The organism is Thalassolituus alkanivorans (genome assembly GCF_020447205.1).
In the GTDB taxonomy this organism is placed as follows: Bacteria; Pseudomonadota; Gammaproteobacteria; order Pseudomonadales; family Oceanobacteraceae; genus Venatoribacter; species Venatoribacter alkanivorans.
This window is the reverse complement of the sequence record NZ_JAJAEL010000008.1, coordinates 63,226-78,117: the sequence shown is the minus strand read 5'-3', so window position 1 is coordinate 78,117 and position 14,892 is coordinate 63,226. Positions and strand designations below refer to the sequence as shown.

The window sequence follows — 14,892 nt, the reverse complement described above, 5'->3', positions numbered from 1 at the left end:
GACAGCCAATATGCCATTGAGTTCCTTTACGGAACAATACATTCAGTTTTGACCAGATCAGGGCTCTATATGATCTAAATGCCGACTGACCGACCACCAGGCGCCTAACCAGCCCAGCAACATCGCCGCCAGCAGCAACGCCATCGCGGCTCCTGCCGACAGCGGTTTCAGTTCAAAGCCCGAACCATAAAGCTCAGCCAGATCCGCCACCGGGCCGTTCAGCAACGCCCAGCACAGAATCAGCAATAACCAAGCCAGCAGGCCACCCACCATGCCATACCATAACCCGGTATACAGGAACGGGCGGCGCACATAAGCGTTGGTACCACCGACCAGCTTCACCACGCGGATTTCGTCCACCCGTGCGGCAATCGCCAGGCGGATGGTATTGCCGACCACCAGCAGAATCGCCAGCGCCAGCAACACACCCAGCACGCCAATTAAACGCTCGGCCAGTGCCAGCATCGCCTGCAGTCGTTCCACCCAGGCCATATCCAGCTGCACACTATCGACCAGCTGGTAGGATTTAAGTTGCTCAATCAGGCGTAACAACGCGGCCTGTTCGATGCCCAGCGGCGGCTCTACAAGAATGACGGCAGGCAACGGATTTTCCGGCAGAAAATCCAGTGCCGCCTGCAGGCCACTGTTATCGCGGAAATCATCCAGTGCGGTATCAGCATCGATAAATTCGGTATTGGCCACGCTGTCGAGGGCGGCAATGCGGTCACTCAGCTGCTGGCCCTGCTGCTCGGTCGCCTTTGGTGTCAGATACAGCGTGATCCGCCCCGATGCCTGAAAGCGGCCGCTGAGCTGCTCCATATTATCCAGCGCCATCCACAGCGCGCCCGGTAAGGTCAGGGCAATGGCAATCACCATCCAGGTCAGCAGGCTGCCCAGCGGGTTGCTCAGCAGACGCATCAGGGTTTCCACCGCCACCAGCTGATGGTTCGCCGCCCAGGCATTCAGCCGCTTGCGCATGCCGATTTCCTGCAGCGATGCACCGGCCTGGGTTTTTACGCTGTTTTTTGGCTCAGCCATAAATACCTCCGGCACCGGCGATCTGACCTTCGTGCAGATGACCGTGATCGAGGATCAGGCGGCGGTGTCCCATGTGTTCAATCAGGGCGATATCGTGGCTGGCAATAAGCACGGTGACACCCACCTGCTGGAAGCGCAGAAACAGATTCATAATCTCGGCCGACAATTCAGGGTCGAGGTTACCGGTTGGCTCATCCGCCAGCAGCAGTGCCGGCTTGTTCACCACCGCACGGGCAATACCAACGCGCTGTTGCTCACCGCCGGACAGTTCGATCGGGTTGCGTTTTTCCATGCCCAGCAAACCAACCGAATCAAGGGCCGCACGCACACGGCGTCCGGCTTCGGCCGGGGTATAACCGGCAATCTGCAGAGGGAGGGCGACGTTATCAAAGACGCTGCGGTCAAACAGCAGCTGGTGATTCTGGAACACCACGCCAACTTTGCGGCGCAGGTAAGGGATTTGCCCGGCGCGCAGGCGCCCGAGGTTCTGACCATCGACAAACACCTGACCACGGGAAGGACGCTCCATCAGCATCATCAGCTTCAGCAACGTACTTTTGCCGGCACCGCTGTGCCCGGTAAGAAATGCAAATTCGCCACGGGCCAGCTCAAAGCTGATGCCACTGAGGGCTTCTTTGCCTCCGGGGTAACGTTTACCGACCCGGTCAAACTGCACCATGGTCATATCCGGCTCCTGTTTTATGCTAGGGCCTGTTGACACTAATTAAACAGGCCTGTTATCGGATAAAAATTCCTCAGACAAGGCGCTGAGAGTGTGGCCTAACGGGTTAAGCGAGCGAACAGCAACGCAGGATGAGGGATTTTTAGCCATAACCCTTCGGGCTGAGGCCAGTTTTCCCCATTAACTTCGTCGCTCGTCATTCATTTAGCCCGCTAATATCACTCCTCTCTCCTTGTTCTGAGAAAAACTGGCTCTCAGCAGGCCCGATTCACTTAGTGTCAACAGGCCCTAATATCTCAGTCGACTGGACCTGTTCGCGCCATCAGCCGTTGTCGTTCTGCTCGCGCTGGAACAGTGCACGGGTAAATTCTTCAGCATTAAAAGGACGCAGGTCATCGATACCTTCGCCCACACCGATATAACGTACCGGCAGGCCAAAGTGGCGGGCCAGCGCAAAGATAATACCGCCCTTGGCGGTACCATCGAGCTTGGTCAGGGTCAGGCCGGTCACGCCGACCGCCTGCTGGAACTGACGCGCCTGGTTAATGGCGTTCTGGCCGGTTCCCGCATCCAGCACCAGCATCACTTCGTGTGGTGCGCTGTCGTCGAGTTTTTTCATGACCCGCACGACTTTTTCCAGTTCCTGCATCAGGTTGTCTTTGGTATGCAGACGACCGGCGGTATCGGCGATCAGGACATCGACTTTACGCGCTTTGGCCGCTTCCAGCGCATCGTACAGTACCGAAGCTGAATCGGCGCCGGTGTGCTGGGCAATCACCGGCACATTATTGCGTTCACCCCAGACCTGCAGCTGTTCAACCGCTGCGGCACGGAAGGTATCACCGGCCGCCAGCATGACGTTTTTGCCATCGCTCTGGAATTGTTTGGCCAGCTTACCGATGGTGGTGGTTTTCCCCACACCGTTAATACCAACCATCAGAATCACATAAGGCTTTTTGCTGCTGTCGATCACCAGCGGGGCCTGCACATCGCCCAGCGTGTCCTGCAGCTCGCCGATTAAGGCGTTATAGAGGGCATCGGAATCACTCAGTTCCTTGCGGCTGACGCGGGCGGTCAGGCGGCTCATGATGTCCTGCGTGGCTTCGACACCCACGTCGGCCATGATCAGCTGGGTTTCCAGTTCTTCCAGCAGGTCATCGTCGATTTCTTTTTTGCCCAGCAACAGGTTGGCCAGGCCATCGCTCAGGCCACTGCGGGTTTTGCTCAGGCCCTGACGGATACGGCTGAAAAAGCCCGGCTTTTTCGTGCCCTGATTATCCAGCGGTTTATCCTGAGTCTTCGGCTGGGCCGGAGCCGCTTCAGCACTGACAATATCTGCCGGCTTCTCTGCAGCCGGAACTTCAACCGCTTCATCTTCAGTAACAGTGCTTTCTGCGGCCACCACTTCAGCGGCTGGTGCTGCAGCTTCGGTTACGGTTTCCGTACTGTCAGCCTGCACCTGCTCAGGAGGCTGTTCAGCAGATTGTTCTGGGGATTCAGATTCCGCCGGGGTTTCTTTGGCGGCTTCCGGAGCATTTTTTTTGCGCTTAAAAAAATCAAACATCGGGGCACTCAGACATCAGGGACAATAATGGATGTTCGTTATGCGCCGGTTTTGCGGGGTGTTGTGGGGTTTTGCGAAACAGTGCAATCGGGCCAAAGCCCATCACGTTATTTCCGCACCCGGCGTCAGGGCGCTATCCTACCATCATTCCGCCGTATGTAATCGGCAGCGGATAAATTTCACCCCGCATTCAGGGCATGTTTGCACCTGAAACCGGCAACCACCATCAAACCGGGATAACCGCCCTATGCTGCACGGCTTCAGCCGCACCACTCTGAGCGCTCTGATTATCATCTGCCTGCTACTGATCAGCTGGATTAATCTCGGTTGGAAAGATGAAGAGCAGCAGCCATTACCGACGCTGCAGCAACCGCCGCTGGCCGCTGCTGGCTGGCAGTTCTGGCAGAGTCTGGAAGGTGTCGGTGTTTATCTGCGCAGTGCCGGCGATGTGAATGGTGGCTATCTGGCACTGCGCACCACCAGCGCGGTGTACACACTGCAACTGCCTGCCACAGACTGGGCCGAAAACCTGAAACAGCAACTGCCGGGTAACCTGAAAGGAGGTCCGGCGCTGCTGCTGATTGCCGGGCCATGGAATGAACTCAGCCAGAAAACCATGGCCGCTTACGTCATCCGCAGCCTGAATCTGCAGCCGCTGGAACCTCTCAACGGGTCTCTGCCGGCCTGTATCCAGGAGCATCTGGCGGGTGCCTTGTGGCTGACTCAGGCGCTGTTACCTGCGTCGGCGCTACAACCGGCACACGCCTGGGCAACCCTTTACAGCTTGCCGGACAGCCTTGATATGCTGATCAGTCCCGACACACAAGCCAAAACCGCAGAACCAACACGCAGCGCCTGGGCCGAATGGCGGCTTGAGCAGGCCCGGTTGCTGCGCCAAAGCTGGCAGGATGACCGTGATCAGATCGACATTCAGGCCGATCTTGCCTACTATCGCCTGCCGGAAGACCTCTACCGCCAGCTGTATCATCAGCTCGGCCAGAGCCAGAAAACCGCTCCCGCTGAATTGCTGCACTGTCTGTCAGCAACTCAGCCGCAGCGCGAACCCAGCCAGCACTGAAGAACTCATGAGCAAAATCCAATCCCAGCAACTGCGTATTATTGGTGGCCAGTGGCGCTCCCGCCGCCTGCGTTTTCCCGCCGTCGATGGCCTGCGTCCGACCATGGACCGGGTACGTGAAACCGTCTTTAACTGGCTGCAGTACGATGTCGAAGGCGCACGCGCACTGGATGCCTTTGCCGGTTCCGGCGCGCTGGGCTTCGAAGCACTGTCGCGCGGTGCGAAGGAAGTGATTTTTCTCGAGAAGCATCCCAATGCGGCCCTGCAGCTGCGCGAAAATCTGGAAATTCTGCAGGCGCGCAACGCTCAGGTCTGGGCCGGCGATGCCCTGCTGTGGCTGCAACAGAATCCGGAGCCTTTTGATCTGGTGTTTCTCGATCCGCCGTTTGGCAAAGACCTGCTGCAACCGGCCATCAATGCCCTGCGCCTGCTGCCCGGAGCACTGGTGTATATCGAGCATGAAGTTCGCCTGCAGCCACTGTTTCCGGCCAACTGGCAGGAAATCAAACATAAGGAAACCAAGGAGTTCTGTTTCCGCCTGTTTGAAGTAATGGCGGACCCGGAGCCCTGATTTTTATTGTTTTTTGATTGAGTTATCAAAAGGGCTGAAGAATTCCCGGGCAGGCGATGATAAAGTAGCGCCGCCTGCCATTTAGCGGCAGCTGAATTCTGCTCAATCAGCTATCAATAAGGACATTCCATGCTGAAAACCCTTTCTTTTCTTACCCTTTGCCTGTTAACCGCATTCCGCGCCCAGGCTATTGAAGTCGTTGACTACCCGGTATATCTCGGCGGCGCGCAGTCGCTGAAGGCCGTAATTCTGCCGCTGAAAAACGACGACAGCAAAGCGCTGGTACAGGTTTCCGGTGTTAACCACGCGGTCGACCGGGTGGTCTTTCTGGCAGAAATGCAGGACCGCGGTCAGGGCTCTGTTGCCTACCGCATCGCTTACGATGGCCAGCCAAGAACCCTGATTTTAAAAGGCATGAACTGGGGCAATGAGTACTTTCAGGTATTCCTGCCGGACACCGGCCGTGACGGTGTAAATGTTGGCACGGTTGAGCAAGGTGAAACCGACCCTACCCGTGAAGCGCTGGTTGAACGCTACGGTCTGCAAAACAGCGAAGGCATCCAGAAAAAGCTGGCTCAGTTTAACCGTGATAAACACGTTAAGAACACCGAAACCATGCTCAGCGAAAAAGACAGCGAAGCCAGCCAGGCCTGCGGCAGCACCATCAAGACCCGTATTGACTGGACCAGCGTGAATGACGGCCTGCTGAAAGATGTCAGCATTGGCGCTTACTGCTCACAGGTTGCCGGTGAAATGGCCCGTATCTGTCAGTATCACCCACAGTTCAAGGCCGATCTGGCGGCACTGCAGACGGTGCAATGCAAGTTTGGTGAGGTTCTGAAGCTGCGCCGTCAGGGCAACGAAATAACCTTTATGACGGCAAAAGACGCCGCCAACCAGTCTGATTTTGTTAACGCCTACCTGCGTAATTTCTGATTACCGCCATCGTACTTCCGGCCCGCTAACGGGCCGGAACCACGTTAACCGACGGTTTCTTCGTCGGCCTCCAGCCAGCTCGGACGCGGAATAAACTGCTGTTGCAGCTGATTCATCGCCTCGCGGTATTCGTCGGTCAGATAGGGCCGCTCCAGCGTAAACACCTGATAAATACCGCCGCGCAACAGCTCCGGCGAAATCGCATCAACGTCAGCATTGAGCAGATTGCAGCGCAGGAAAGAAAACCAGGACGTCACCACAATCCAGGTATTCAGCGCCAGACTGGCGATGTCAGCTTCGCTGATGCGGATAATGCCAGCCTCGGCCAGCCCACGGAAAATCTGCTGCACCCGTTGCAGACACAGGCGGAAAAACGCGCGGTAACGGGCATGCAGTTCAGCGTCTGCCAGTAACAGATGTTCCATATCGCGGTGCATAAAGCGGTAGTCCCACAAACCGGTAAAGATGTCCTGCAGATAACGCAGTTTATCCAGTGGTTGCAGCGCGCGTTCTTCCGGCACCTGCAGAATATCCAGCACCCGGCTTTCATAGCGCTCAAACAGGGCAAAGATAATCGCCTGCTTATTCTTGAAGTGGTAATACAGATTGCCCGGCGAAATCGCCAGATGGGCGGCAATATGGTTGGTTGTTACCTTGCGCTCACCCTGCTCATTAAAGAGCTGCAGGCTGGCGTCGAGAATTCGTTCTTTAGTACTCATGCCGTTTCCGCTGTCGCTGCCCGTATTACTGATAAAACGCCGGGCGTCATGTTGTCAGGCGCAGGCTCACACAGATTGGCCGCAAATGCCATGCGCAGAAGGTTGATCTTCGCCATCATTCTTTTACAGTGTTGACCTTTTAGAGTAATGACTCTAATAATACCAACCGACGAAAGCAAACCAATAATAACTATCCCGCAGGAGCCCAGTATGGTCGCGACGGTTACCAGTCTCCACTCTCCCAATGAAGAGCTCGAGCGCATGCACAGCCTGTTCAAACAACAGCAACAGGCGTTCCGTAACAACCCGATGCCGTCCGCCGACGAGCGCATTGCCGATCTGAAGCGTCTGAAGGCTGCCATCCTGAAGTATCAGGATGAACTGGCTGCTGCGGTGAACCAGGATTTCAGCTGCCGTTCAACCGACGAAACCATGATCGCCGAGATCATGACCAGTGTTGAAGGCATCAACTACGCCTGCAAACGTCTGCGCGGCTGGATGAAACCGTCCAAGCGCCACGTCAGCATGCTGTTTGCGCCGTCACACAACCATGTGATGTACCAGCCACTGGGCGTGATCGGCATTATGGTGCCATGGAACTACCCGATTCAGCTGGCACTGCTGCCGCTGATGACCGCACTGGCCGCCGGTAACCGCGCCATGATCAAGATGTCTGAGTTCACGCCGGTGACCAACAAGGTGCTGAAAAAACTGCTGGCTGAAGTATTCAACGAGAATCAGGTGGCCCTGATCGAAGGTGAAGTGGAAGTATCCTCCGCCTTTGCCGAAATTCCCTGGGATCATCTGGTGTTCACCGGCTCAACCGCCGTTGGCCGCATCGTCATGTCCGCCGCAGCGAAAAACCTGACGCCGGTTACCCTGGAGCTGGGCGGTAAATCACCGGCCATTATCGCACCGGGTGCCAGCATGAAGGATGCCGTCGAGCGTATCTGTTTCGGCAAATCCCTGAATGCCGGTCAGACCTGTATCGCCCCGGATTACGTGCTGCTGCCTGCCGGTAAAGAGCAGGAGTTTATCGACACCTATCAGGCCACCTTCGCCCGTATGTATCCGACCATCCGCGACAACAATGATTACACTGCGGTGGTGAACGAACGTCAGCACCAGCGCCTGCAGGCCTGGGTCGCCGATGCGAAAGAGAAAGGCGCCAAAATCACCGTGGTGAATCCGGCGAACGAAGACTTCAGCGGCACCCGCAAGATGCCACTGCATCTTATCGAAAACGGCACTGCCGAGATGAAAGTGCTGCAGGAAGAGCTGTTTGGCCCGGTGATGCCGGTGGTGCCATACCGCTCACTGGACGATGCCATCGACTACGTTAACGACCGCGACCGCCCGCTGGCGCTGTACTTCTTCAGCTACGACAAAACACAGCAGAAGAAAGTACTGGAGCGCACCCACGCCGGTGGTGTCACCATCAACGATACGCTGATGCACATCGCGCAGGATGATATGCCATTCGGTGGTGTCGGCCCGTCCGGAATGGGTCATTACCACGGTAAAGAAGGTTTTATCGCCCTGTCGAAAGCCAAAGCGGTACACCGCAAAGGCCGCTTTAACAGCGGACAGTTTATCTACCCACCGTACGGCGGCGCGATTCAGGGCCTGATCCGCAAGCTGTTTATCCGCTGAGGAGGCGTTTTATGTTCAACACCTCCCGTCGTGGATTTTTACAACTCAGTGCCAGCTCCGCTGCGGCACTGACCGTGGGCGCCTCGCTGGCCGGTCTGACCGGCTGCAGCAAGGTGCCTGCCGCCGAAGGCTACAAGCTGCTGCGCGCCGGCGATATTGAATTCCTCAGCGCGCTGGCGCCGGTCATTCTGAATAAAAGCTATCCCGGCACACTGGCCGCCGACGCTCCGGTGCGCCTGACCAAAGCGCTGGATACCCTGATCGGCACCCTCGAAGACTATTCCAGAAGCCAGCTGATACAGCTGCTGGACGTGATGCAGGTTGCTCCGATCCGTGCCGCCATGGGCGCGCAATGGGGCAGCTGGAGTGAGGCCAGCGCCGGGCAGATTGAAGCCTTTTTACAGGACTGGAAAACCAGCAGCATCCAGCTGAAGCGCATGGGCTATGGCTCGCTGTGTAAGCTTCTGACCATGTGCTGGTACTCTCAGCCAGAAACCTTTGTCAGCAGCGGCTACCCGGGCGCGCCAAAGAAAATCCCGGCCTGATAACACAGAATAAAAAGAGACAAGGCAATGCAGAATAATAATCAACGCCAGCCCGATATCCCGGTGGTTGCCGGTATTCCCGACCCCATTCTGGACGGTATCGCCAACGGCTGGAACGTACGTGAATCGACCGAAGTCGCCGACGGCAGCGTCATCGAAGCCGACGTCATCATTATCGGTACCGGCGCCGGTGGCGGCACCACCGCAGAGATTCTGGCCAAGGCCGGACTGAAAGTGCTGATGCTGGAAGAAGGCCCGCTGAAAAGCACCAACGATTTCCGCATGGACGAGCGTGAAGCCTACCGCGACCTGTATCAGGAAAGCGCCGGGCGCATGAGCAAAGACGGCGCGATGTCGATCCTGCAGGGTCGCTGCGTTGGCGGCACCACCGTGATCAACTGGACCTCCAGCTTTCGCACCCCGGAACCGACCCTCGACTACTGGCAGCAGGAGTTTGGCGTTGAAGGTTTCAGCCGCGCTGAAATGGACCCCTGGTTCGAGAAGATGGAACAGCGCCTGAACGTTGCTCCGTGGCAGGTACCGCCGAATGAAAACAACTCGGTACTGGCCCGCGGCGCCACTCAGCTGGGTATCGACTGGCATGTAATTCCGCGTAACGTATCCGGCTGCTGGAACCTCGGTTACTGCGGTACCGGCTGTCCGACCAACGCCAAGCAATCCATGCTGGTAACCACCATTCCGGCGGCGCTGGATAACCATTCTGAGCTGGTGTACAGCGCCCGTGCCGAACGCCTGATTATGGAAGGCCGCAAAGTACTGGGCGTGGAAGTCACCGCACTGGGCCGTGATTATCAGCCAAGCGGTAAAAGCTTCGTCGCCAAAGCGCCGCACGTGGTGATGGCCTGTGGTGCGATCAACGGCCCGGCGCTGTTGCTGCGCTCCAAAGCACCGGACCCGCACAAGCGTATCGGTAAGCGTACCTTCTTCCATCCGACCACCTTCTGCTTTGCCGAATTCGAACAGGTGATCGATCCTTACTATGGCGCGCCACAGTCGATTTACTCCGACCACTTCCAGTGGCTCGAAGTCAGCGGCAAAGTGGGCTACAAACTCGAAGTGCCACCACTGCAGCCGGGGCTGACCTCAGTACTTCTGCTCGGCCATGGTGCTCAGCACTTTGAGGACATCAGCAAGCTGCCGAACCTGCACGCCATGATTGCCCTGCTGCGCGACGGTTTCCACGCCGACAGCGAAGGCGGCAGCATTGAGCTGGCCTCCGATGGCACGCCGATCATCGACTACGAGATCAACGACTACCTGTGGGACGGGGTAATACGTTCCTGGCTGACCATGGCTGAAATTCAGTTTGCTGCGGGTGCCAAAGCGGTACGCGCCTCCCACGTTGATTCGCCGTGGTTCCGCAGCTGGGAAGAGGCCAAAGCCGGTATCAGTCAGCTGGAGTTCCGCTCCAATGCCTTTACCGCCGGTTCCGCTCACTGCATGGGTGGCCTGACCATGGGTGAAGATCAGAGCCGTTGTCTGGTCGACAGTCATGGTAAGTACCATCACCTCGATAACCTCTATGTGTTTGACGGTTCGGCCTTCCCGACCAGTATCGGCGCTAACCCACAGCTGTCGATCTATGGTCTGGCCTGCAAGCAGGCCAACAAACTGCTGGAAACCATCAAAACCAGCGCCTGACGATTCCTCTGTCAGCTGCCGTGGATCATTTGATCCACGGCAAACTTACCCTTGTTATCCGCCCCTGCACGTAACAGCCACCAGCGTTTTATTGTTTGCCGTGCGGCTTTTGTTTACTATGCGGCGCATTTCCAGCGCACGCAGAAGGCTCATTCATGAATATTGCTGTCTACCCTGGCACGTTCGATCCGATCACCAACGGTCATACCGATCTGGTCGAACGGGCGGCGCGTATGTTTGACCACATCATTCTTGCGGTGGCCGACAATCCGAAGAAAAAGCCGATGCTGGACCTCGAAACCCGTGTCGATCTGGCACGCAGCGTACTCGGCCATCTGGCCAACGTTGAAGTGGTTGGTTTCAGCAACCTGCTGGCTGATTTCGTTAAAGAGAAAAACGCCAACATCATCCTGCGCGGTCTGCGTGCGGTGTCTGATTTTGAATACGAATTCCAGCTCGCCAATATGAACCGTGTACTGGCGCCGAACGTGGAAAGTCTGTTCCTGACTCCGGCTGAGCACTTCTCTTACATTTCATCTACGCTGGTCAGAGAAATCGCCTCACTGGGCGGAGATGTCAGCAATTTTGTAAATCCTCAGGTAGCCAAAGCCCTGAAGAAATGTGTGAATTAACCCGCCCCTGACGGAGGTAAGTCATGGCCCTGATTATCACTGACGAATGCATCAACTGTGATGTATGCGAACCGGAATGTCCGAACGAAGCTATTTCTGCCGGCGAAGAAATTTACGAGATTGACCCGTCCAAGTGCACCGAATGTGTTGGCCACTACGACGAGCCACAGTGCCAGTTAGTCTGTCCGGTGGATTGTATTCCACAGGATGAAAACCGTATGGAAACCCAGGAAGAACTGGAAGCCAAATACGAAAAACTGACCGGCAAAAAAATCGCCTGATCAGCGCGGAAGCAGACGCGGAGCCTGCACCACGACGGTTGCACCGCTGCCTGACCTCCCACACACTAAGGCCTCCCACAAGGAGGCCTTTTTTATGCGCCCGATGTTACATACTGCGTCGCGTCCGCTGACCCTGATTCCACTGCTGTTTGCCCTGTTACTCAGCGCCTGCAGTACACCACAGAACACCGCCAGCCCTGAACGCAGCAACGTGCCCACCAGCGCAGCCAGCAGCCACAACAGCGCTCCCGGCCAGGCCGCGATTGCCAGTGCACACCCGCTGGCAACCGCCGCCGGTATGGCGATACTAGAGCAGGGTGGCAACGCCTTTGATGCCGCCATTGCCGTGGCCGCCAGTCTGGGCGTGGTTGAGCCTTACAGTGCCGGTATCGGTGGCGGCGGCTTCTGGCTGCTGTACGACGCCAAAGCAGCACAGTACCGCTTTATCGACGCCCGGGAGACCGCCCCGGCTGCCGCCCACCGCGACTACTATCTGAACGCCGACGGCAGCGTAAACCGCGACAAAGCGGTCAACGGTGCAACCGCTGCAGCCATTCCCGGCCAGGCCGCCGCCTTTGCCTATATCAGCGAACGCTATGGCGAGCTGTCGTTAAAGAAAACGCTGCGTGCAGCCATTCAACAGGCCCGCGACGGCTTCGCGGTGGACGAGCACTACCGCATGCTGATGGGCTACCGTCTGCAGGCGGTACGCCGCTATGAAGAAAGTGCACGCCTGTTTCTCGATAACAACGACATTCCGGCTGCGGGCTTTGAACTGCAGCAACCCGAGCTGGCACAGACACTGGAAGCGCTGGCCAATAATGGCTTCGATGGTTTTTATAAAGGCGCGGTTGCGCAGCGTCTGCTTTCAGCGGTGAACAGCAACGGCGGCGAGTGGACAGCCGCAGACCTGGCCAATTACCGCGTGGTCGAACGCGAGCCGGTACACGTGCGTTACGGTGCACTGGAAGTTATCAGCGCACCACCTCCATCCTCCGGCGGTATCGCCATTGTGCAGATGCTGAATATGCTCAGTCATTTCAGCTGGCAGACCATGACGCCTGTGGATCAGACCCACCTGTTAACCGAAGTGATGCGCCGCGCCTACCGTGACCGCGCCGAGTTTCTCGGCGACCCGGATTTTGTCGATGTACCGGTATCCGGATTGTTATCCGAAGCACGGGCACAAGCCTGGGCCGAAAGTATCGATCCGGTACAGGCCACTCCGAGCCTTGATCTGGCCGGGCCAAAAAACCTTAACGAAGGCTTCCACACCACCCATCTGTCGGTGCTGGATAAAGACGGCAATATGGTCTCGGCCACGCTGAGTATTAACCTGCCCTTCGGCTCGGCCTTTACCGCCGCCGGAACAGGAATTCTGCTGAATAACGAAATGGACGACTTCTCTGCCAAGCCAAGCGCACCCAACGCCTATGGTCTGACCGGTAACGAAGCCAACGCCATCGCCGCGGGTAAGCGGCCACTGTCGAGCATGACACCGACCATTATCAACAGCCCGCAGCAAACCGCGATTATCGGCACCCCCGGCGGCAGCCGTATTATCAGCATGGTGCTGCTGGGCACGCTGGAACATCTGCAGGGCAAAGCGGTGAGTGACTGGGTCAGCCGCCCGCGTTTTCATCATCAGTATCTGCCGGATGTGCTGCAACACGAACCCGGCGCTTTCAGCGCGCAGCAGGAGGTTGCCCTGACCCGTATGGGGCACCGCCTGCAGACCGCAGGACGCCAGTACGGCAATATGCAGGCGATTCTCTGGGATAAGCGCAAACAGCAGGTGACGGCGGCCTCTGACCCGCGTGGTATCGGCAGCGCTGTCGTGAATCCGGAAAATAAGCCATGAAGAAGGTTGCTCAAGCACAATGATCGCGTTCACCCTGAAGAAAATCGTCGGCATGCTGCTGATGCCCATTCCGCTGACGCTGATCGCACTGCTGGCCGGACTGTTACTGCTTAAGCACCGTCCGGCGTTGGGCAAAGGGCTGATCAGTGTCGCCGCGTTGTGGCTTGCCCTGACCAGCTGGCATCCGTTTGCAGATCGCTGGCTGGCACCTTTTGAAGATGACTTCCCCGCCTTCGATCTCAGGCAACCGGTCAGCATTGTAGTCGTACTGGGCGGATGTCACGCCAGTGATGACAGCATGCCGCCAGCCGCGCAGCTGTGTTCCAGCTCGCTGTTCCGCCTGAGCGAAGGCCTGCGCATCCTGGCTGCGAATCCGCAGGCGCAGCTGTTTGTCTCCGGTTATGCCGGCAGCGACAGCCGCCCCCATGCTGAGGTTATGCGTGACATCGCACTGAGCATGGGGATCGCTGCAGAGCGCATCCGCACATTCCCGCAAGCCAGAGATACCGAAGAAGAAGCACAGCTGATGACGTCCCTGCTGACCGGGCAGAGCTTTGCACTGGTCAGCGAGGCCTCGCACCTGCCGCGGGCGCTGGTGTTTTTTCAGCGTCAGGGACTGCAGCCAATACCTGCGCCAGCGGTACGTCTGAGTACCGATAACAGCGACTGGCGTATCGAGGCGCGAGCAGCACTGAAAAGCGAACGTGCCATGTACGAAGGCATTGGCCAGCTCTGGCAGTGGCTGAAAAGTATCTGAGCCCCACAAAAAGCAGAAACAAAAACGCCGGGCAATGCCCGGCGTTTTTTATCACAACCTGATTATCAGAACAGATAGCTGACGTTCAGATCCAGCGTATCGATACCGGCGTCATAGCCGTCGTCTTTGTTTTCCATCGAGTAGCTGGTGTAATCCAGACCCACACGCAGCTTGTCACCCAAGCCTGTATCCAGACCTACACCCCAGAGGAAATCGTTACCGGAGGTGTCGCCCTTCGAGCCAGTGTTCAGCTTGCGCTCGGCCGACCAGTGATGGGCACCCAATTTGAACATCAGATCCACATTGCCGAAGACTTCACGGCCAAAGCGGCTGACGATCTGATAAGAGGTTGCCGAATCTTTGAATGTACCGGTCGAAGCTTTGATCTCTGTTTCCGCCAGACGCTTAGCCCCCAGCATCACATCAAAACGGCTCTTATCGGTCAGCTCAAAATGAGTACCCAGATACAAGCCATAAGTGGCACCGTTACCGGTTTCTCCATCGGTATCCAGCTGCGCAGCACCACCGCTGAGCATAACGAAGTGACGGATACGTTTGCCGTCACCTTCGTTCAGGGAGCCCACTTCGTTTTCAATCTTGCCACAGCCCAGACAACGCACGAAAGCCGCCTGTAAAGGCGTTACTACCAGAGTTTCCGCCGCCTGATCAGCATTGCCGCCGAGCAGGGTAAATGGCAGTGTGGCGCCGTAAATCAATGCACCGGCCTGAGATAATACGAAATACAACGGACGCGCCAACACCGCATCGGCCACCATGGCACCAGCGCTTGGGGTTTCTTCAATCCGTTCAGCGCTGGCAAGAGAACTCATGCCAAGCAATGCGGTGGCCACAGCAATATTTACCGAAGTCCGTAAGGTCGCCATCAGTTGCATTGTTCTTCCTCTTTTGATGC

General features: G+C 57.1%; 15 protein-coding genes. 10 read left to right on the top strand and 5 right to left on the bottom strand.

The features are described 5' to 3' along the window. Positions 1 to 57: 57 nt before the first annotated feature. The 3 genes from ftsX to ftsY form a co-directional block, all read right to left on the bottom strand. A complete protein-coding gene (ftsX, locus tag LGT44_RS05915; RefSeq protein ID WP_230331000.1) occupies positions 58 to 1,038 on the bottom strand; it encodes a permease-like cell division protein FtsX in 981 nt (326 codons plus the stop codon). Beyond that, entirely contained in the window at positions 1,031 to 1,717 is a 687-nt protein-coding gene (gene ftsE, locus LGT44_RS05910) for a cell division ATP-binding protein FtsE (RefSeq protein WP_230331054.1), read from the bottom strand. Before ftsE ends, ftsX begins: the two co-directional genes overlap by 8 nt. A gap of 325 nt (positions 1,718 to 2,042) precedes the next feature. Beyond that, the gene (ftsY, locus tag LGT44_RS05905) at positions 2,043 to 3,284 is read right to left on the bottom strand and encodes a signal recognition particle-docking protein FtsY (protein ID WP_230332171.1); all 1,242 of its coding nucleotides are present in this window, start codon (positions 3,282 to 3,284) and stop codon (positions 2,043 to 2,045) included. Between the two features lie 247 nt (positions 3,285 to 3,531). Between ftsY and LGT44_RS05900 the strand changes: the two genes are divergently transcribed. From LGT44_RS05900 to LGT44_RS05890, 3 genes are all read left to right on the top strand, one after another. Next, positions 3,532 to 4,362 (top strand): hypothetical protein, encoded by an 831-nt coding sequence (locus LGT44_RS05900; RefSeq protein ID WP_230332172.1) that lies wholly within the window; start codon positions 3,532 to 3,534, stop codon positions 4,360 to 4,362. A 7-nt stretch (positions 4,363 to 4,369) separates the two neighbouring features. Next, complete coding sequence (gene rsmD, locus LGT44_RS05895; protein WP_230332173.1) at positions 4,370 to 4,933, top strand: 16S rRNA (guanine(966)-N(2))-methyltransferase RsmD; 564 nt, start codon at positions 4,370 to 4,372, stop codon at positions 4,931 to 4,933. 129 nt (positions 4,934 to 5,062) lie between these two features. After that, on the top strand, positions 5,063 to 5,869 hold the full coding sequence (locus tag LGT44_RS05890; RefSeq protein ID WP_230332174.1) for a hypothetical protein: 807 nt from the start codon (positions 5,063 to 5,065) through the stop codon (positions 5,867 to 5,869). A gap of 44 nt (positions 5,870 to 5,913) precedes the next feature. On the opposite strand, the gene LGT44_RS05885 is transcribed toward LGT44_RS05890, so the two are convergent. Beyond that, complete coding sequence (locus LGT44_RS05885; RefSeq protein ID WP_145467606.1) at positions 5,914 to 6,588, bottom strand: TetR/AcrR family transcriptional regulator; 675 nt, start codon at positions 6,586 to 6,588, stop codon at positions 5,914 to 5,916. A gap of 210 nt (positions 6,589 to 6,798) precedes the next feature. Between LGT44_RS05885 and LGT44_RS05880 the strand changes: the two genes are divergently transcribed. From LGT44_RS05880 to elyC, 7 genes are all read left to right on the top strand, one after another. Further along, the gene (locus LGT44_RS05880; protein ID WP_145467605.1) at positions 6,799 to 8,241 is read left to right on the top strand and encodes a coniferyl aldehyde dehydrogenase; all 1,443 of its coding nucleotides are present in this window, start codon (positions 6,799 to 6,801) and stop codon (positions 8,239 to 8,241) included. Positions 8,242 to 8,252: 11 nt separating this feature from the next. Beyond that, a complete protein-coding gene (locus tag LGT44_RS05875) occupies positions 8,253 to 8,786 on the top strand; it encodes a twin-arginine translocation signal domain-containing protein (protein WP_145467603.1) in 534 nt (177 codons plus the stop codon). Positions 8,787 to 8,813: 27 nt separating this feature from the next. Further along, a complete protein-coding gene (locus LGT44_RS05870; RefSeq protein ID WP_230332175.1) occupies positions 8,814 to 10,448 on the top strand; it encodes a GMC family oxidoreductase in 1,635 nt (544 codons plus the stop codon). Positions 10,449 to 10,603: 155 nt separating this feature from the next. Then, entirely contained in the window at positions 10,604 to 11,080 is a 477-nt protein-coding gene (gene coaD, locus LGT44_RS05865) for a pantetheine-phosphate adenylyltransferase (protein WP_145467599.1), read from the top strand. 23 nt (positions 11,081 to 11,103) lie between these two features. Next, the gene (locus LGT44_RS05860; protein ID WP_145467597.1) at positions 11,104 to 11,361 is read left to right on the top strand and encodes a YfhL family 4Fe-4S dicluster ferredoxin; all 258 of its coding nucleotides are present in this window, start codon (positions 11,104 to 11,106) and stop codon (positions 11,359 to 11,361) included. 94 nt (positions 11,362 to 11,455) lie between these two features. Beyond that, positions 11,456 to 13,222 carry a gamma-glutamyltransferase gene (gene ggt / locus LGT44_RS05855; RefSeq protein ID WP_230332176.1) on the top strand — a complete coding sequence of 589 codons (1,767 nt, stop codon included), beginning with the start codon at positions 11,456 to 11,458 and terminating at the stop codon, positions 13,220 to 13,222. Positions 13,223 to 13,241: 19 nt separating this feature from the next. After that, a complete protein-coding gene (elyC, locus tag LGT44_RS05850; protein WP_230332177.1) occupies positions 13,242 to 13,979 on the top strand; it encodes an envelope biogenesis factor ElyC in 738 nt (245 codons plus the stop codon). Between the two features lie 65 nt (positions 13,980 to 14,044). Here the strand turns inward: elyC and LGT44_RS05845 are convergent, their stop codons facing one another. After that, positions 14,045 to 14,872, bottom strand: coding sequence for an outer membrane beta-barrel protein (locus LGT44_RS05845; protein WP_230332178.1), 828 nt, complete (start codon positions 14,870 to 14,872; stop codon positions 14,045 to 14,047). Positions 14,873 to 14,892 lie beyond the last annotated feature (20 nt).